This is a genomic window from Rhizobium sp. AN80A (assembly GCF_030053015.1).
Classification (GTDB): Bacteria; Pseudomonadota; Alphaproteobacteria; order Rhizobiales; family Rhizobiaceae; genus Rhizobium; species Rhizobium metallidurans.
Map to the genome: position 1 here is coordinate 1,028,286 of NZ_JASJPX010000001.1, position 16,491 is coordinate 1,044,776.

The window sequence follows — 16,491 nt, forward strand, 5'->3', positions numbered from 1 at the left end:
TCTCATGCCTTTCCGTTCAATGCGCCGAGAGCCGCCGCAACACCACTTTCGTCGATGCGGGCAAGCTGCGTGGCCACTTGTTTTGCGAATGGGATGCGGTGCGGGTCACCGGAGGCGAAGCCTGCTATCGTGAATATCTGTTCGACTATGTTCGACGACGGATCAAGATGCACAAACTGCGGATCGAGAGCATCGGTGAATGTATCGGGCTGACGGGAGAGCAGCGCGGCGATCCAGGCCGCAACGACGAATGCCAGGTGATCGACCGGTTCGCCGCGATCCAGGCGCTCCATTGCGGCCGCCACGATCCGTTGCGGTAGCTTTTGCGAGCCATCATTGGCGATCTGCGCGGTGCGATGCTTCAGCGCGCTATTGCCGAACCGCAGGGCCAGATCCTCAACGTAGGCGGCTGGCTTCAAGCCCGCGCCCTGCTGCAAGGTCGGTATCAGTTCACGCCAGAGTGCGCGGACGAACCGGGCAACGCGAGGATCGGAAAATGAGTCAGCAACGGTTTCGTGGCGCAGCAATTGCCCGAGATAGGCGATGGCGCAATGAGCACCGTTCAGCAAGCGCAACTTCATGAGCTCAAATGGTTCGACATCGTTGACGAAAGTTGCGCCGTGATGTTCCCAGGATGGCCGCCCCGATGGAAAATCATCTTCGATCACCCATTGGGAAAAGGGTTCGCAGGCCACCGGCCACGCGTCTTCGGCGCCAAGCAAAGCCCCAACTTCGGAACGATCCAGTGCGGTCGTTGCCGGAACGATCCTGTCCACCATGGTCGAGGGGCAGGAAACGTGGTCGCGGATAAAGTCCGCCAGCTCCTCCGACCGCCTCGTCGCAAACTGGACAAGCAGTCGATGCAAGGTGCGGCCATTGGCAGCGAGGTTGTCGCAGCTCATCACCGTAAATGGCTTTATGCGCCGCAACCGCCGTTGTTCGATGGCACCGACGATCAAGCCGAAAATCGTGCGCGGTCGTCGCGGATCGGCGAGATCGGCAAGAATATCTCGATGGCCGAAATCGAGATCGCCGGCGGCATTGCGGAAATAGGCCTTTTCGGTCACCGTGAGGCTGACGATACGAATATCCGGCGACGACATCACCTCCAGCACAAGGGCCGGATTCTCGGGAACCACGAGAATATCGCAGACAGAGCCAATGACGCGCAATTGCTGGCGATCGCCGTCCCGTATCGCGAGCGTGTAAAGGCAATCCTGCTTTTTCAACGCATCGCGGGTGTCGCGGCTGCGCAGCGAGACACCTATAATTCCCCAATGACTCTCGCCATCCCATAGACAATCATCGGTAAACGCGGCTTGATGGGCACGATGAAAGGCGCCGATTCCCAGGTGCACGATGCCAGGGGTAACGATGGAGCGATCGTAGCCCGGCTGCTCGACGCGTGGGTCGATGCTCCCGAGCGTCGCGTCTGAGAGAGGCGCGCTCATCCCTCGACCCGCTTGCCGCTTCCCACATCAAAGAGATGCGCATTCGCCGGTGACAGCGACAGGTTCAACACTTCACCCGTCTTGATAAAAATCCGCTCGCGCAACTGGGCAGACATCTTTTGACCGTCGACAGTGCCCTGCACGAAAGTCTCCGAGCCGGTCGGCTCGATATTGGAGACAAGCATCGGGATAACCTCGCCGCTTGCTGCCGCGATCGTCAGGTGCTCGGGACGGATACCATAGGTCACCGCCATGCCGGGTGCCGCGCCGGACACTGATGCGAGTGGCAACCTTATGCCGTTTTCCGTCATCACCGCCCTGCCATCCTCGGCGACCGTTCCGGTCAGGAAATTCATCGACGGCGAACCGATAAAGCTAGCAACAAACGTATTCACGGGACGGTCGTAGAGATCGAGCGGCGCACCGATCTGCTCGACCAGTCCGTCCTTCATCACCACTATCCGATCAGCCATCGTCATCGCCTCGATCTGGTCATGGGTGACATAAACCGTCGTCGTCTTGATACGGGCGTGAATGTCCTTCAATTCAGCGCGCATTTGCACACGCAGCTTGGCATCGAGGTTGGACAGCGGCTCGTCGAACAGGAACACTTTCGGGTTGCGGACGATGGCGCGGCCCATGGCGACGCGCTGGCGCTGGCCGCCGGAAAGCTGCTTGGGATAACGCTCCAGATATTCCGACAGGCCAAGAATACGGGCGGCGTCGCCGACGCGCTGGGCGATCTCTTCCTTCGATTTCTTGGCCAGACGCAGCGAGAAGCCCATATTTTCCGCGATCGTCATATGCGGATAGAGCGCGTAGTTCTGGAAGACCATGGCGATATCGCGGTTCTTCGGCTCAACATCATTGATGACGCGGCCATCGATACGGATCGCGCCACCGGTAATCTCCTCAAGCCCGGCGATCATTCGCAGCAGCGTGGACTTGCCGCAACCGGACGGGCCGACAAGCACGACGAAGGCGCCATCCGGAACTTCGACCGAAACGCCCTTGATAGTTTCGAAGTCGCCATAAGCCTTGCGGACATTCTGGATTTCAACGGAAGCCATGATTTTATCCTGAAATTCGAGGGGTCGGCGCCAAGCGATCCGCGGCATGAATGGCCGCAAGCAGGCTGAGGCCGGTGTGATATCCGGGGTCGAGATCGGGCGTGGCTGGAACGAAGTCCACGGGGACATCTCCCTCTTCGCCCTTTGCCATCGTCTGATAGGCAATCGGTGGCGTCCCGCGCCAGTAGCGTTCGAAAAAGGCGGCATGCGCGGCCTTCCATACCCGCAGGCTCTGCGGGTTGCCGGTCCTGCCGTGGACAAGCGCTGCGGAACGGATCGTTTCCGGCAGCGACCACCAGGGACAATAGCGGCCCTGTGCCTCACCACTTGCAATCGAAATTGTCAGTGTCAGACCCGGCCCAATGAACCCCTTGTCAAACGATGCGACAAGAATGCGCTCCAGCGTCTCGATCAGTGTCGGATCGGCATCGTCGTCGAGATAATCCAGCGCGAAGCCGACGAACTCGATACCATGACCGACATTGCAGGCGTCCTCGCCCGGTACATTGCGCAGCAGAGCGGAAGGGGTATCGAAATGCCTGTCGATGACATGGGTAATGAACCGATCGGCATAGGCGGTATGCGCGGTATGCCCGAAACGCTTCAACATTCCGGCAGCGCCGAGCAGGATCATGCGAGGCCCGATGTCGTCCGCCTGTTCACCAAGGCACTGCTGCGACAATGGACGCCGCTCATCCATCTGGAAGCGGCCGGCCTCGACCGACGCGACAACGCGATCGAAATAGGCCAGATGATCGGCGAGGCCTGACAACCCGTAGCGGCTCGCCGCCGAAACCAACCCCTTGGCGACGAAAGCGTCCGAATAGGAATAGATCAGCGCCGGCTTTTCCTGCGCATGAAGGCGATTTTGCTGATCGGCATAAACGGCGTTCATGTGCTTGTCGTAGCAGAAATAGGCGTGGCCATCCGCCTTCTGCAACTCGGCCAGCAGGTCGTAGAGGCGACGGCCGGCCGCATCCAGCTTTTCGGCGAGCGGCGGCAACTCCTCTTCGAAGAACTCCGCATGGGCAACGAGTGCTTCGAGCCCCCTGCCCTGGATCCAGCCATAGGTGTAATCCGGTCCGCGAATGCCGTCGTCGGAGCCATAGTCGGCCAATGTCAGGCTGTTCTGCTTGGTATTTAGAAATCCACCGCCAAGCATCGGCCGCTGCAGCATCCAGTAAAGCGTGGCGGCATTCGCCGCGACATAGGTGCGGCGGGCCTCTTCGAAAAACGTCATCTCCGTCATTCCTTCATGCCCGTGCTGGCGACGCCCTGCACGAAATTGCGACGCAGGATGACGAACAGCAGAATTGAAGGAATGAGCACGGTGGCGGAGGCGGCGCTAAGTCGACCAAGATCGACCGTAAAACCAGTCTGGAACAACGCCAGGCCCACCTCGATCGTATAGCTGGAGCGCGTCGTGGCGACGATGATCGGCCAGGCGAAGGCCGTCCAGGCCTGGAAGAAGGCAAGGACGGCCAATGCGCCAAGCGCACCGCGCAATAGCGGCAGCACGATATGCAGGAATATCCAGAACTCACCTGCCCCATCGATGCGGGCGGCTTCCAGCAACTCATCGGGAATGGTGTGGATGACATTCTGACGGATCAGGAAAATGCCGAAACTCATGACCAGATAGCCAAGCAACAGGCCCCAGACGGAGTTGAGGATTCCGAGACTTTTTGCCTGGAAGTAAAGCGGGATCATGTAGACTTCGAACGGCACGATCGCGGTCGCGAGGAACAGCGCGAACAGCACATTCATCGTGCCGAAGCGGAATTTTCCGAAGACATAGCCGGCAATCGCCGAGGTGGCGACGATGGCAATGGTCGACAGCACCGCGAAAGCAAGGCTATTGCCGATCCAGCGCAGGAGAGGCGTATCTCCCAACACGGCGGAGAAATTGGCGATCGTCGGATCGCGCGGAATGATCGTCGGCGGCCAGGCGAGCATCTCGGCCGGCGTCTTGAAGGCATTCGCCACCAGAAAGACGAGCGGTAGAAGCATGAAGATCGAAGTGATCAGCAGAAAGATATCGATCGCGAGATTGGTCAGCCGCTTCTTGCGGCGCAGGCTGGCGCCCTCCGCGACTTCTTCGACGGTGCGGTCGCTGGGACCTGCATAGTGACGATTCATGCCTTCCCCCTTTCCCGCAGCATGGAAAACTGTATGAGCGTCAAGCCGAGCACGATGACCAAAAGCACGACGGCTTCGGACGCCGCATAGCCGACGCGGTAATTGCGGAAGCTGTTTTCCAGCATGTCGAGAACGAGGACACGAACCTGACGTCCGGGAGCGCCTTGCGAATCCGATGCCAGAACGAAGGCCTGCGCATAGACGTTGAAGCCCGAAACCAGTGTGACGACGGACACATAGAGGGTGATCGGCTTGAGCATCGGGATCGACAGGTGCCAGAAGCTCTGCGGGCCAGAGGCACCGTCGAGCTTGGCGGCTTCGTAAAGCGAGACAGGAAGGTTCTTGAAACCGACGAGATAGATTAGCACCGCATAACCCAGCGCCTGCCAGGAGCAGAGAATGATGATGCAGATCACCGACAGCACCGGATCGAACAACCAGTTCTGAGCGGGAATTCCAAAGAAGGTCAGAAGCGCGTTCAGCGGACCGAGGCGAGCGTCAAAAATCCATTTCCAGGCCATCGCGGCCGGCACCAGCGACACGACGTGTGGAATGAAAACGGCGGTCTCGTAGAAACCGGCCATTCTTGATCGCGTCCTGTGATAGATCAACGCGGCAATGACGAGCGCCATCGGAATCGTCAAGAAGAGCACGCCGAACGCGATGATCGTCGTGTTGACAAGTGCATCCAGGAACAGTTGATCGCCCATCAACTCCCGAAAATTCGCGAGGCCGACGAAAGGCTTGTTCTTCGACAGGATGTTCCATTGAAAGAGGCTGAGCCTCAACGTATCAATGATCGGATAGAGCCTTACATAGGCGAAGATCGCCAGTGTCGGCAGGATTGCGAGGATCGCAAAGAGAAACCTTTTGCGCTTCAGCATGCGTTTGACCTGTAGACGTATGGGTTCATCCGCCCTGGGGCGAGCCCTTATCCCTGGAGAATGCCCGGGGCGACCATAACAGTATCGCCCCAGGCACATCGGATTTAGGAGATAGCCGGCACTATTTCGCGAGCAGGCCTTCGCGATCGAGGATGGTATCGACTTCATCGCTGGCCTTCTTCAGGAAGGCATCGATTTTGGCGTCATCGGTCGCAAGCGAGGGATCCGCGAAGGCGACGGTAAGCTGGGCCGCGACACGTGTCAGGATCTCTTCGATCGGTGCGATCGACGGCAGCGTGAAGAATTTGTAGCCTTGCGGGTAGTCGACGAAAGCGGCAAAGGCTGGCTGTTTCGATGTCACCGACGAATAATCGACGCCGGCACGGTTCGGCAGCCAACCAACATTCTGCAGCAGCCAGACAAGGTTTTCCGGCGAGTTGGCAGCCTTTGCAAACTCCCAGCCGAGCTTGGCGCCATCCCCTTCACCAACGACATAAAGGTTGGTCGGCAGTGCGATGGAGCCGGTTGGCAACGGGGCAGTCGCATATTTCAGGTTCGGCGCTTTCTTGGCGATATCACCGATAACCCAGGATTCGCGGATAAACATGGCGGTCTGGCCGCGCTCGAAGGCGTCGGCATCGGCAGGCATCTCCGGCGTTACCGTATTGTCCGTAAAGATAAGCTGCAAATATTGCTTCAAGGCGTTGCGGCCGGCCTCGTTGGCGAAATTCGTCTTCCATTTTCCGTCGCCGGCCGGAACGAGAATTGCGCCACCGAACTGATGCATATTGGTCCAGAACTTTTCCGCTATACCCTGCCCCCCGCCGGACAGACGCAGGCTCCAGCCGGATACCGTCGGCTTGCCGGAGCTATCGCGCTGGGTCAACTTCTTGGCATATTCGTTGTATTCTTCCGTGGTCTTCGGCGGGGCCTTCAGGCCGGCGGCCTCGAACATGTCGGTGTTGTAGAAGAGCGAGCCTTGTCCGCGAAACAGTGGAACGCCGTAGATCTTGCCGTTGTAGCTGGCAATATCGGAGAAGAATGGATCGAAATTCTTCGCGTCCTTGACGAAGGCGGACATGTCCTCGGGCGCTTCGGGAAGCAGATCGTTTTCCAGATAACGGGTTGCAGTCGACCCCGAAAGCTCAATGACGGTCGCGCCTTCCTGACCTCCGCCCGTGAGGCCGAGCGCCACGCGCTTTTCATGTTCGCGAAGCGCGATCGCCTCGACTTTTACATCGAGATCGGGATGGCTGGCTTTCATCCCATCCGCGACATGCTGATAGAATGGCGCCATTTCCGGATAGCCGCTCCAGATCGTCAGCGTATCGGCGGAAGCCATGGTCACGCTGGAGGCAAGCATCGCGGCGAAGGCCGCACCGCCAAGCAATGCCCTCGTTGAAATTCCAGTCTTCGCTGATGTGTTTTTCATTTGCCTGTTCCCTTGTTGTTGTTCACAAAAAACTCTCATGCAACCGGTTGCGTGTCAAGCGCCGGATGACGTCCGAGGCTGCGCGTTTGCATCGCGCCGTTCTCCTTCAGAGGGCGGTCAGAAGTCCGATAGCCGAGGAAGCAAGCGCTTCCGCTGCCCCAGGTGCGAACGACATTGGCAAGCCGTAATACCGATGCGCCTCATCCACCTCGTAACCACCAAACGGAAATTCGCTTGTTGGCGGGATGTAGCCAGGATTGTCGTCCGCGAAGCAGATGACGAAAGCAGGTTTGCCATCATCGACCGCGCTACGGATAGTCAGCGCCGTTTCGGCAAATATCTCTCCAGGGAGCGCGATGATCGGCACGCCACACCAATCGAGCATCGTTACCCGGGCCATCAGAGGTGTCGGCTGGGTGGGGGCGATATCTCTTGCCCATCTGGCCCAATAACCGAGCAGGCTCTGACGCGCGGGATCGGCGGTGAGCGCTTCGTGGCGCCAATGGTCTTCGAGCGTGTCCGGGTGCTCGACTTCCCTGCGATGAAAGCCAAGCGCGACATCTGCGTTTCGGGCTCTCGCCTGGCCGCTGATGGCATGCTCGGCCGCGTCGAGAGCCGTCCTTGCCACATGCCGGCCGATGCGCTCGGCGGTCGCGAACGTACGCTCCGGGTTTGCCGAAAGCACCAGCGAAGCATAAGCGGAGTGGCCGGTATTGGCGTCCCCAGCACATCCTGTCATGAAAAGCGCGATGGCGCCGGGATACGCCGCTTCAAGTGCCTTGCGAAGATAGCAGGGATAGTCGGCCGTCCATAGGCGATTGTCGGCTGCCAGAACGACCGGATGGCAGGCATAGGCTGTCACGACCGCGATCATCTGGCCGTCCTCGTCGCGAATGCGCAGCACAGGCAAGGATGCGTCCACGGGTCCGCCGGGATGGCGCCTGTTTCGCGCGATCCCGGGGTCGTTACCCTGCCCCGCTGTCAGGTTTGCGGGCTGACGCAGGGCTGCGGCCTTGTCGATCGCGGCAACACAGGCGTCTTCCAGCCGCTCGAGATAGGCAGGGTCGGCGACCATGCCAAGGCGACCCACCATGGATACCGGGCCGCCATGCGTGTGAAGCGCCGCGACGACGACATTGTCGGCCGGAAGCACACAGCGCGACCGGACGCGAGCGCTCATCGCAGCATCGATGCCGATGACATCCGCAACGACGATGGCGGTCTCTCCGACCACGACGGCACGCACGCTCAAGGCATCGTGCACGCCTTCGGCGGGGAGGTTCCGTGCGGCGAAACCGGACATTGCCAGACCAGGCGTCGGCGTGATGTCGACAATTGCGGCCCCCGCTTGGATCATCGCTGAAACCTCTTTTCGCCACGCACCCAGGTTTCGCGGATCTCCAGGGCGTGCGCACCTTCAGCCCAGTCAAAACGGACAAGATCGGCGCGCGCGCCTACTTCCAGTCGTCCGCGCCCGCCGAGCAAGCGACCTGGATTTTCGGTGGCGAGCCGAAGGGCGACGGCGAGCGGTATTTCCGCCATGGCGGTCGCGATCGCAACATTGGCGCAAAGCGGCAGGCTCGCACCGGCAAGATATGGCGTGCCGGCAATGCTGATACGCCCTTCCGAGGAGACCTCGACACTGCCTCCCACGGCCTGCTCGTAAAGCCCGGCTGGCATGCCGGCAAGCGCGACCATATCGGAGACGAGAATGGTTCGCTCGATGCCCTTGGCGCGCAACATCGCCTTGAATGCATCGGCGGGAAGATGCCAACCATCGGCAATCAGCGTTGCGGTCAGGCGATCGTCGGCAAGCTGCGCCCAGATGAAATTGGGATGACGCGCCAGCATCGCGGAGGCGCCGTTGCCGAGATGCGTGGACACCGTCGCGCCAGCTTCAGCCGCGCTGTGAATTTCCGCCGGCGTCGCGGCGGTGTGGCCAAGCGCGACGACAACGCCATGCGCACTCAGGAAACGGATATAGTCAAGGGTGCCGTCATGTTCCGGCGCCAGTGTCACCATCTTGACGAGGCCGCCCGAGACCTTCTGCCAGCGTTCGAATTCGGCGATCGAAGGCGCTCGAACATGGGCAAGCGGATGCGCGCCCCGCGGACCATCCTCACCGGAAATCGATGGCCCTTCGATATGCAGGCCCGCCACCATTTCCTCGATCAGCCTGTGGTCGCATCGACTGTTGGCGATCGTCTCCAGAGCCGACAGGAGCGAGCTTTCGGAAGCGGTAATCAATGTCGGCAGCCAGCTGGTGACGCCAACGCTTAGCAACTCCTCGCAGAGCGACAGCAAGGTATTCGACGTTAGCTTGCCGGAATTGAGATCGAGGCCGCGAAAGCCGTTGACCTGCAGGTCGATCAGGCCCGCGGAGATATAGCTGGCGTTCTTGCCGTCGGCTGACCGTATGGCGGCAATCACGCCGTCGGCGATCTCGATCGAGATGCCTTTGCCGGTTGCAGGATCGATGCCGTCGACGATCGTCATCAGAGTGCCTTCACCCGTCCGCGGAAGTTGGCGATAAACCGGCCGTTCGCCTCATCGCCACCCGGTGCATTGCCGCTGCGCCACACGGGTGGTTCAATCCCACGCTCGACAAGCTTGGCGACGGTGCGGACCACCAGGCAGTTCAGGCTGAAGGCATTGGCGAAGGTGGAGATCGCGGCGATATTTTCTCCCATGCCTTCTATCGAGACGACAGCGTCGCCAATTGGCACCTTGCAGTCTATCGCGATATCGACGACGTCGTGCAGGTTCTGTTTGGTGGGATGACGCGCCGGATGGTCGGGCGCGGTATGCTCGGCATGCTGGCGCGAGCTGACACCAATAAGGAAGACGCCGCAACGGCGCGCTTCTATCGCTGCATCAATGACGGCAGCGTTGATCCCGTAGGCGTTTACCAGGATCAGGATATCCGTTTCCTTCAAGCCCTGGTTCTCGATGACGATCCTCCCGTAGCCGGGCGTTCGCTCGATTGCCATGGAACGCAAGGCGCCATTGGAAAGCAGCGTACCTTCGTCGAGAATGGCGCTGATATGCATGAGGCCGCCGGCGCGGAAAAAGACCTCCTGGGACGCCAGGTTCGAATGGCCGCCAGGACCATAGATATAGACCAGACGGTCGGCGGCAATCTGCTCTGCAAGTTTCTCCGCGGCACGTTCGAGCGGCACCGTTTCCTCATCGAGGATCCGGCGCATCAGTCCGTGCGTCGAGGCAAGATAGGCCTCGCAAAGTGCATTGGTATCGATTGGACCTTTCTCACGCATCGGGGTCGGAGTCTCCGTCGATATAGAGGGTGGCGGCCTCGTGATGGCGCAGGATGCTGGCCGGGCATTGGGTGCTGATCGGGCCGTGAAGAGCCTTCGACACGGCATCGCGCTTGATCGCCCCCGGCACCACACAGAAAAGGCGTCCAGCGCGCATCAGACGGGGCACCGTGAGCGTAATCGCTTGAGTGGGAACCGATGCAAGATCGGGGAAGCAATCATCATCCACCTGCTGCTGGCGGCAGACATCATCGAGCTCGACGACCTTGACATCATGCGGATCGTTGAAATCGGCGACCGGCGGATCGTTGAAAGCGATATGGCCGTTCACCCCAATCCCAAGGCAGACAAGATCGATCGGCGCTTCGTTCATCAGTGCCGCATAGCGGACAGCTTCCGCCTCGGCGCTCGGCTCGGGTCTCATGTGATGTACGGCAGCAAAAGGGAGCCGCGTAAACATGTGAGCATCGAGCCAGTTGGCGAAACGGGCCGGCGATGCTGGATCAAGGCCGATGTATTCATCCATATGGAATGCCGTTACCCGGTGCCAGTCAAGCCCCGGCGTGGCAGCGAGTGCCGCGAGCATGTCGGCCTGGCTTGGCGCAGCCGCAAAGACCATCCGCACGCTGGATTGCCTGGAGAGACAATCGCCAAGTGCCGCCGCTATCTCGGCCGCGGCGGCAGTGCCCATGTCGGCGCGCGAACTGAAACTCTGGACCGCCAGCCGGTCGAAGGTTCGACGGATTTTGGGCAGTGGGTGCCGGGCAAGAGTGGCGGGCATCAATGGGTCTCCATATCTGGGCGCGGAGCGAATGTCGGCACGAAAGGCATTATGCACTCTCGCGTCATGTCTCATTCCCTGTTCCGATCGTCAGAAGAGTTTCATGCAACCGGTTGCATGTCAAGCACCCGTGTGCCACTGTGATGCATCGATTGATAAGGCACCGGACTTGGTGGTAATCGAAGCCGGAGCACGAGGGTTTCTGCGCATCATGATAAAACGGGCCAAGGGCGTTACCATTAGCCAGGTTGCCGATGCAGCCGGCGTGGCGCGTTCGAGCGTATCGCGCGCTTTCACGAAGCCGGATATGCTTTTGCCGGAGACCGTCGATCGCATCATGAAGGCGGCCGAGGCTCTTGGTTACGTACCCAACCACACTGCCCGCGCCCTCAGCACCGGTCGCCACGGCAATGTAGGCCTGATCGTGCCAGACATCGCCAACCCGTTCTTCCCGCCATTGATCCAGGCGGCACAGATGGAGGCGGATCGATCGGACTTCTGTATCTTTCTCGGCAATACGGAAGAAAGCCCAAAACAGGAAGACAAGCTTGTCGGCCGTTTCGCCGGACAAGTCGAGGGATTGGTCCTTGCCTCCTCACGGCTTTCCGACGAACGCATCCGGGCCCATGCAGCACAACTGCCGCTCGTGCTGATCAATCGCGACATCGATGGAATTCCGCGTGTTCTCATCGACAGTGGCTCCGGCGTGCGGGGCGCGGTCGAGCACCTGGCAAAGCTCGGCCATCGCAAGATCGTCTATGTCAGCGGCCCACAGACGTCGTGGTCAAACAAGCAGCGGCGAAACGCGATACGCACCGCGGCCGCTTCGGCAGGCATCGCCGTGGAAATCGTGGCCGCGAGCTTGCCCAGCTACAATTCCGGCCGCAATGCGGTCGACGCGATCCTGTCCACGGGTGCGACAGCCGCGGTCGCCTTCGATGATGTGACAGCGCAAGGGGTTCTGGCCGGCCTCGCAGAGAGGCGTGTTTCCGTGCCGGGTGACTTCAGCCTCATCGGCTGCGACGACGTGTTGGGCGCGGTCACCTATCCCGCGTTGACCTCGGTCTCAAACCGTTCGCGAGAAGCGGGTCGAGTTGCGGTTTCGCTGCTCCTTGATCTTCTGCAATCAGGCGCGATCCGCGATGTGAGGTATGTGCTCGAGACCCATCTTGTCGTTCGCAGCACAACCGGAGCAATGACATGATATCCGGCGTCACGCCCGAAAAATTCGTTCATAGCCATGAAAGCCGCCCCTTAAAAGCGGCTTTTCTCGCAGGATCTCGATCTTGTCGGAACTCCAGAATCGGCAAGGCCGCCTATCGGCAGCGGCGCCTCTGTCGATCGACCTAAAGCGTTGCAACGCCATCTTTTGCAATACGCGTGACTAGGATCGGCGTCCCATCAGGCACCCGATTATACAGGTCGACCACGTCTTGATTGATCATCCGCACGCAACCGGAGGAAACCGATTTGCCAATGGTCCACCATTCCGGCGAGCCGTGTATTCTGTACAGCGTATCTTTGCCGTCCTGAAAGATATAAAGCGCACGGGCTCCAAGAGGGTTATCCAGACCGGGCGGCATTCCGCCATTCGCAATGCTGTATGGTTGAAGCTCCGGCTGACGCGCGACCATTTCATCAGGCGGCGTCCATCTTGGCCATTGGCGCTTATACTGAATTCTGCCTCGGCCTTGCCATTCAAAGCCTTGCCGGCCAAGACCCACCCCATAGCGCAGAGCCATCCCATTTTCCTGAGTGAGGTACAGAAAGTAATTTTCGGTATCCACGATTATGATACCAGGACGCTCGCTGGTGGGATTCGGGACGATCTGACGGTGAAAACGCGAGGCGACCTTTTGGTACGGAATGGCCGGCAGCGGGAATTGCTCATCCGGCCTCGGACCATAGGTAATGTCCAGTGACGACGTCCTCACAGGCATGGCCGCCGGCTCCGGCTGCACATCGCCGGTAGCTGAACAGCCTCCAAGGACCGAGATACCAAACCCGATGCCTCCAAAGACCGCCATTCGTCTTGTCACAAGCTTACCGACCAAAACTCTTTCCCTTCTACTGAAATTTCTTCCCTTATAATGGCTTTAGCTGCTTAAGCCTCAAGGCGGCTGACGGGCAGAAAGACGATTAATCGATCACAAATGCGCCATCCATGCGGATATTTGCTTCGGCAATGATCTTCGCCGAGATGGCGCCAACGGCAAGGCCGGTCTCGTCGGAGGCATTGAGCGCCGCTCCTATGGTCGGATTTGCCGTGGCGAACAATATTTTCGACCTCGACGATCGCGTCATCGACCAGACGCTTCAGCTTGAGAAAAAGATCGATACGGTTATATAAAATCATCATGATAACAACCGCACAGATCCGTGGCGCCCGCGCGATGCTCGGGCTCCAGCAAGCCGAACTGGCCCATGCCGCCGGTATCTCCTTGGCCGATCTCGACCGTATCGAGCATGGGGCCGAAGGCGCCGGCACGGCAATGAACGCTGTCAGGCTGGCGCTCGAAGCTTCGGGTATCATCTTCGAAGCCGACGGAGAGCTTATCGCGGGCGGGCCGGGCGTACGGCTGACGCGGCCGACGACCAGGTCGTTCGACACGGTCGAGGCGGAAGTTGTTCAATATCCCGAATTCATGAAGAACGACGCACCTCCCGGTGCCGGTGGTTGAAGTTGAGGTTTGAGAGATGAGCTACGACTTTCATGTCGGCCAGAAGGTCGTGTGCATCGACGACAGGTTCAAGCATGTCAGCATCGATCAGGGTATTCGCAAGGGCGAGATCTACACGCTGCGCTGGGTCGGCGAATACACGCACTACATCGACGGCACCTTCTTCGGCGTGAAGCTGGAGGAGCTGCATCGCGGCAACGATGATGGTCCAGAGGGCTATGGAGCCGCCGACATGCCGTTTCGCGCCACGCGCTTTCGTCCGCTGGTCAAGGACAAGATCTCATCGCTGCGCAAGCTGCTTGCGCCCACGCCCGATGCGCCGGCGGAGCCGAAGGTGAAGGTCAAAAAGAAGGAAGAGGTCTGAGTTCGATACGCGCAACCGCGCGATGTTGAACCCACCCGCCAAATTGAGGACAATTCTTGAACAGCGTCTCCGATCTCGTCGCCTCCGCAAAGACCGTTCATGCACGCTATCTGGCGGGCCGCATGGAGCGCGAAACGGTCAGGGAATGGGTCATCCGGCTCGGCGCCTATCCCAAGCCGCACGGCGACCGGGTGCGCGAGGCGGCCGAGTGGTTTCGTGCCGCCCAGACTGATCCGGTCCCGCTTGAAGTAAAGCTCGTCGATCTCGATCGGTTGTCCGCCATCGTTTCAGGCTGACCGAAATAGGTAGATCGCGCCCGAAACGACCCCATAAATGGCGCTTGAACTTCCCAGAAGTTGCGTTACACTCAACTTACATAATTCGTCTCTGACAGCTGACCACGGAGGTACTGGCAGTTGTTGTCGAGACGGGTCGAGGAAGGTCGGTGCGGTTTCGCCCCGGCCTTTTTCTTTGCCGGGGCGATATGCGGGCGAGGCCGCGGCCGTCATCGCAACGCCTATCGCGCCGTCCTGCTGGTCCTTTGCGGGTTCCAGAGCACTGCCTGGTTGCGCCCGTCGCGCTTCGCCTGGTAGAGACCCTGATCGGCCTCGAGCACCAGTTCCGAGGCCCGCATCGGCTGCTTCCAGTTGGATTTGGCCGCGATGCCGATGCTGGCCGTCACCACGCCATATTCGCTGCCGGCGTGAGCGATCGCCCGCGCAAGCAACGTTTGGCGGAATTGCTCCGCCAGCGCCAGCGCCTTGGTCTCATCGGTGTCGGGCAGCAGAACCACGAATTCCTCGCCGCCAAACCGCGCCAGCACGTCCTGAGGGCGGTTCATCGTGCGGCGCAGGCAATCGGCGATCGCCTTCAGGCACTCGTCGCCTTCCGGGTGGCCATAGGTGTCGTTGTAGGCCTTGAAGCGATCGACGTCGATCATCAGCACCGCCATCGGCCGGCGCTCCAGGCGGCTTCGCTCGACCGCGACTGATATCGCATGGTCGAAAGCCCGGCGGTTGAGCAGGCCCGTCAGGGCGTCGGTCTCGGCGAGGCTTTTCATCTGCTCGGCGACCGTTCTGAGCGCGAATTCGGCCTGCTTCATCGTCGTGATGTCCGACACCGCGACAAGCGCCATGCCGTTGTCGGCGACGCGCGTGCGCAGGCTGAGCCAACGCCCGTCATGGAGTTCGATGTGCTCATCCTTGTCGAAAAACAACGCGGCGGATGCTTCCGACAGCCATTCATCGGTGACATCCTGGCGAAAATCCCGCCGCTCGTTCGATTCCACGACTTTCTTGAGGATGTCCCTGATATTCGTTCCCGGCACGCGGACCTCGCCCGACAGCGGAAAGAGCGAGGCATATTGCGTGTTGCTGAAGACCAGCGTGCCGGCACGGTCGAACATGGCGAAGCCATCCGACATCCCGGCCATGGCAAGTGAAAGCAGATCCTTGCTCTCGCGCAATTCCTGCTCGATCTTTCTTTCCTCGGTCACATCCCGCGTCGCGCCCGCAAGCCCGATGACAGTGCCCGTCCGGTCGCGAAGCGGCACCTTCGATGTCGAATAGCAACGCTCCTGGCCGTTTTCGGTCAGATATTCGATCTTGTCCAGCTGCGACCGCCCGCTCTCCATCAAGGCCTGCTCCTCGGCGTAGAGCATCTCGGCGCGACGTTGCGTGGCGAGCTGGAAGTCGGAGGCGCCGACCATCGCGGCCGGCGAGGGGTAGTGATGGTGTTCGGCAACGTTCTTGTTGACGATCACGAATTTGCCTTCGCGGTTCTTCACGTAGTGAAAGTCAGGCGTCTGTGTCAGCGCCGCCGACAGGATATCGCGGTCATGCGCCATTCTTTCGAACTGTATGAGAACGAAGGCGGCAATCACGATGCTGAGGAAGTTCAAGACGGTGATCGGGAACCCGACGAGCTCGACCGCCCGCGCATTGGCCTGCGACGTCAGCAAGGACATGACCACCAGCAGCGCGGCCGATACCGCGATCCCTAGAATGGCCGCGTCGGCCAGCCTGACCTTGCGCTTTCTCACGATCAGATAGCCGCAGAGCCCGACCATGCCGACGATGCACATGCTGGTCACGCCATCGAGCGCACCCGATCCACCCTCGGAAAGGCGAAACACGGAGGCAATCACGATCGTCAAGAGCACGGAGAACGGGCCGCCAAACAAGGCCGAAACCGCCACCAGCGTATAGCGCAGATCGACGAAAACGCCTTGATCCAGCGGCACCGCCAGCATCATCGAACAGATTGCGCCGAGGCCCATGGCGATGCCGAACGCCTGGTTGCGCCGGCGCTCGGACAGGGCTCGCGTATGATAATAGGCGTGCGACCACAGCGATATTGCCAGCGCGGTGATGGCGAGGTTTCCGAGCAGTATCTGCCAAGTTGCGTTCATCGAT

The 16,491-nt window shown here is 60.0% G+C and carries 17 protein-coding genes; 5 read left to right on the forward strand and 12 right to left on the reverse strand.

The features are described from left to right. Positions 1–2: 2 nt before the first annotated feature. The 10 genes from P3R82_RS04795 to P3R82_RS04840 all read right to left on the reverse strand — a co-directional run bounded on the left by P3R82_RS04795 (position 3) and on the right by P3R82_RS04840 (position 11,032). The gene (locus P3R82_RS04795; protein ID WP_283193210.1) at positions 3–1,451 is read right to left on the reverse strand and encodes a mannitol dehydrogenase family protein; all 1,449 of its coding nucleotides are present in this window, start codon (positions 1,449–1,451) and stop codon (positions 3–5) included. Further along, complete coding sequence (gene ugpC, locus P3R82_RS04800) at positions 1,448–2,521, reverse strand: sn-glycerol-3-phosphate ABC transporter ATP-binding protein UgpC (RefSeq protein WP_283193211.1); 1,074 nt, start codon at positions 2,519–2,521, stop codon at positions 1,448–1,450. The genes P3R82_RS04795 and ugpC overlap by 4 nt, the downstream gene beginning before the upstream one ends. A 4-nt stretch (positions 2,522–2,525) precedes the next feature. Beyond that, a complete protein-coding gene (locus P3R82_RS04805) occupies positions 2,526–3,761 on the reverse strand; it encodes a hypothetical protein (protein WP_283193212.1) in 1,236 nt (411 codons plus the stop codon). Positions 3,762–3,766: 5 nt separating this feature from the next. Continuing rightward, positions 3,767–4,660: a carbohydrate ABC transporter permease gene (locus tag P3R82_RS04810; protein ID WP_283193213.1), complete on the reverse strand. Its 894-nt coding sequence runs from the start codon at positions 4,658–4,660 to the stop codon at positions 3,767–3,769. Further along, entirely contained in the window at positions 4,657–5,544 is an 888-nt protein-coding gene (locus P3R82_RS04815; protein ID WP_283193214.1) for a sugar ABC transporter permease, read from the reverse strand. Before P3R82_RS04815 ends, P3R82_RS04810 begins: the two co-directional genes overlap by 4 nt. A 121-nt stretch (positions 5,545–5,665) precedes the next feature. Further along, positions 5,666–6,976: an extracellular solute-binding protein gene (locus tag P3R82_RS04820; RefSeq protein WP_183898530.1), complete on the reverse strand. Its 1,311-nt coding sequence runs from the start codon at positions 6,974–6,976 to the stop codon at positions 5,666–5,668. A 106-nt stretch (positions 6,977–7,082) separates the two neighbouring features. Further along, positions 7,083–8,333, reverse strand: a complete 1,251-nt coding sequence (locus P3R82_RS04825) for a neutral/alkaline non-lysosomal ceramidase N-terminal domain-containing protein (RefSeq protein WP_283193215.1) — start codon at positions 8,331–8,333, stop codon at positions 7,083–7,085. Then, positions 8,330–9,472, reverse strand: coding sequence for an amidohydrolase family protein (locus tag P3R82_RS04830; protein ID WP_283193216.1), 1,143 nt, complete (start codon positions 9,470–9,472; stop codon positions 8,330–8,332). The genes P3R82_RS04825 and P3R82_RS04830 overlap by 4 nt, the downstream gene beginning before the upstream one ends. Then, on the reverse strand, positions 9,472–10,251 hold the full coding sequence (locus P3R82_RS04835) for a sugar isomerase domain-containing protein (RefSeq protein ID WP_283193217.1): 780 nt from the start codon (positions 10,249–10,251) through the stop codon (positions 9,472–9,474). Before P3R82_RS04835 ends, P3R82_RS04830 begins: the two co-directional genes overlap by 1 nt. Then, entirely contained in the window at positions 10,244–11,032 is a 789-nt protein-coding gene (locus P3R82_RS04840; protein ID WP_349294032.1) for a 6-phosphogluconolactonase, read from the reverse strand. The genes P3R82_RS04835 and P3R82_RS04840 overlap by 8 nt, the downstream gene beginning before the upstream one ends. Positions 11,033–11,243: 211 nt before the next feature. Here P3R82_RS04840 and P3R82_RS04845 point away from each other — a divergent pair, with 211 nt between their 5' ends. After that, on the forward strand, positions 11,244–12,236 hold the full coding sequence (locus P3R82_RS04845) for a LacI family DNA-binding transcriptional regulator (RefSeq protein ID WP_283193513.1): 993 nt from the start codon (positions 11,244–11,246) through the stop codon (positions 12,234–12,236). A gap of 142 nt (positions 12,237–12,378) precedes the next feature. Here P3R82_RS04845 and P3R82_RS04850 read toward each other — a convergent pair whose 3' ends face one another. Further along, entirely contained in the window at positions 12,379–13,086 is a 708-nt protein-coding gene (locus P3R82_RS04850) for a L,D-transpeptidase (protein WP_349294033.1), read from the reverse strand. Between the two features lie 110 nt (positions 13,087–13,196). Here P3R82_RS04850 and P3R82_RS04855 point away from each other — a divergent pair, with 110 nt between their 5' ends. Genes P3R82_RS04855 through P3R82_RS04870 form a run of 4 tightly spaced genes read left to right on the forward strand, consistent with a single transcriptional unit; the run spans position 13,197 to position 14,373 of the window. After that, positions 13,197–13,382, forward strand: coding sequence for a hypothetical protein (locus P3R82_RS04855; protein ID WP_283193219.1), 186 nt, complete (start codon positions 13,197–13,199; stop codon positions 13,380–13,382). A 7-nt stretch (positions 13,383–13,389) separates the two neighbouring features. Then, positions 13,390–13,713: a transcriptional regulator gene (locus P3R82_RS04860; protein WP_283193220.1), complete on the forward strand. Its 324-nt coding sequence runs from the start codon at positions 13,390–13,392 to the stop codon at positions 13,711–13,713. A gap of 16 nt (positions 13,714–13,729) precedes the next feature. Further along, positions 13,730–14,077 (forward strand): CAP-Gly domain protein, encoded by a 348-nt coding sequence (locus P3R82_RS04865; RefSeq protein WP_112425150.1) that lies wholly within the window; start codon positions 13,730–13,732, stop codon positions 14,075–14,077. Positions 14,078–14,133: 56 nt separating this feature from the next. Next, positions 14,134–14,373 carry a hypothetical protein gene (locus P3R82_RS04870; RefSeq protein ID WP_183898536.1) on the forward strand — a complete coding sequence of 80 codons (240 nt, stop codon included), beginning with the start codon at positions 14,134–14,136 and terminating at the stop codon, positions 14,371–14,373. Between the two features lie 221 nt (positions 14,374–14,594). Here P3R82_RS04870 and P3R82_RS04875 read toward each other — a convergent pair whose 3' ends face one another. Further along, the gene (locus P3R82_RS04875; protein WP_283193221.1) at positions 14,595–16,487 is read right to left on the reverse strand and encodes a diguanylate cyclase; all 1,893 of its coding nucleotides are present in this window, start codon (positions 16,485–16,487) and stop codon (positions 14,595–14,597) included. Positions 16,488–16,491: the final 4 nt, after the last annotated feature.

Coding starts and splice junctions, on each gene's coding strand:
- P3R82_RS04810 (WP_283193213.1), bottom strand. CDS start 4,660: ATGAATCGTCACTATGCAGGTCCCAGCGACCGCACCGTCGAAGAAGTC.
- P3R82_RS04840 (WP_349294032.1), bottom strand. CDS start 11,032: ATGCCCGCCACTCTTGCCCGGCACCCACTGCCCAAAATCCGTCGAACC.
- P3R82_RS04865 (WP_112425150.1), top strand. CDS start 13,730: ATGAGCTACGACTTTCATGTCGGCCAGAAGGTCGTGTGCATCGACGAC.
- P3R82_RS04825 (WP_283193215.1), bottom strand. CDS start 8,333: ATGATCCAAGCGGGGGCCGCAATTGTCGACATCACGCCGACGCCTGGT.
- P3R82_RS04815 (WP_283193214.1), bottom strand. CDS start 5,544: ATGCTGAAGCGCAAAAGGTTTCTCTTTGCGATCCTCGCAATCCTGCCG.
- P3R82_RS04855 (WP_283193219.1), top strand. CDS start 13,197: ATGCGGATATTTGCTTCGGCAATGATCTTCGCCGAGATGGCGCCAACG.
- P3R82_RS04845 (WP_283193513.1), top strand. CDS start 11,244: ATGATAAAACGGGCCAAGGGCGTTACCATTAGCCAGGTTGCCGATGCA.
- P3R82_RS04875 (WP_283193221.1), bottom strand. CDS start 16,487: ATGAACGCAACTTGGCAGATACTGCTCGGAAACCTCGCCATCACCGCG.
- P3R82_RS04795 (WP_283193210.1), bottom strand. CDS start 1,451: ATGAGCGCGCCTCTCTCAGACGCGACGCTCGGGAGCATCGACCCACGC.
- P3R82_RS04860 (WP_283193220.1), top strand. CDS start 13,390: ATGATAACAACCGCACAGATCCGTGGCGCCCGCGCGATGCTCGGGCTC.
- P3R82_RS04820 (WP_183898530.1), bottom strand. CDS start 6,976: ATGAAAAACACATCAGCGAAGACTGGAATTTCAACGAGGGCATTGCTT.
- P3R82_RS04805 (WP_283193212.1), bottom strand. CDS start 3,761: ATGACGTTTTTCGAAGAGGCCCGCCGCACCTATGTCGCGGCGAATGCC.
- P3R82_RS04830 (WP_283193216.1), bottom strand. CDS start 9,472: ATGACGATCGTCGACGGCATCGATCCTGCAACCGGCAAAGGCATCTCG.
- P3R82_RS04835 (WP_283193217.1), bottom strand. CDS start 10,251: ATGCGTGAGAAAGGTCCAATCGATACCAATGCACTTTGCGAGGCCTAT.
- ugpC (WP_283193211.1), bottom strand. CDS start 2,521: ATGGCTTCCGTTGAAATCCAGAATGTCCGCAAGGCTTATGGCGACTTC.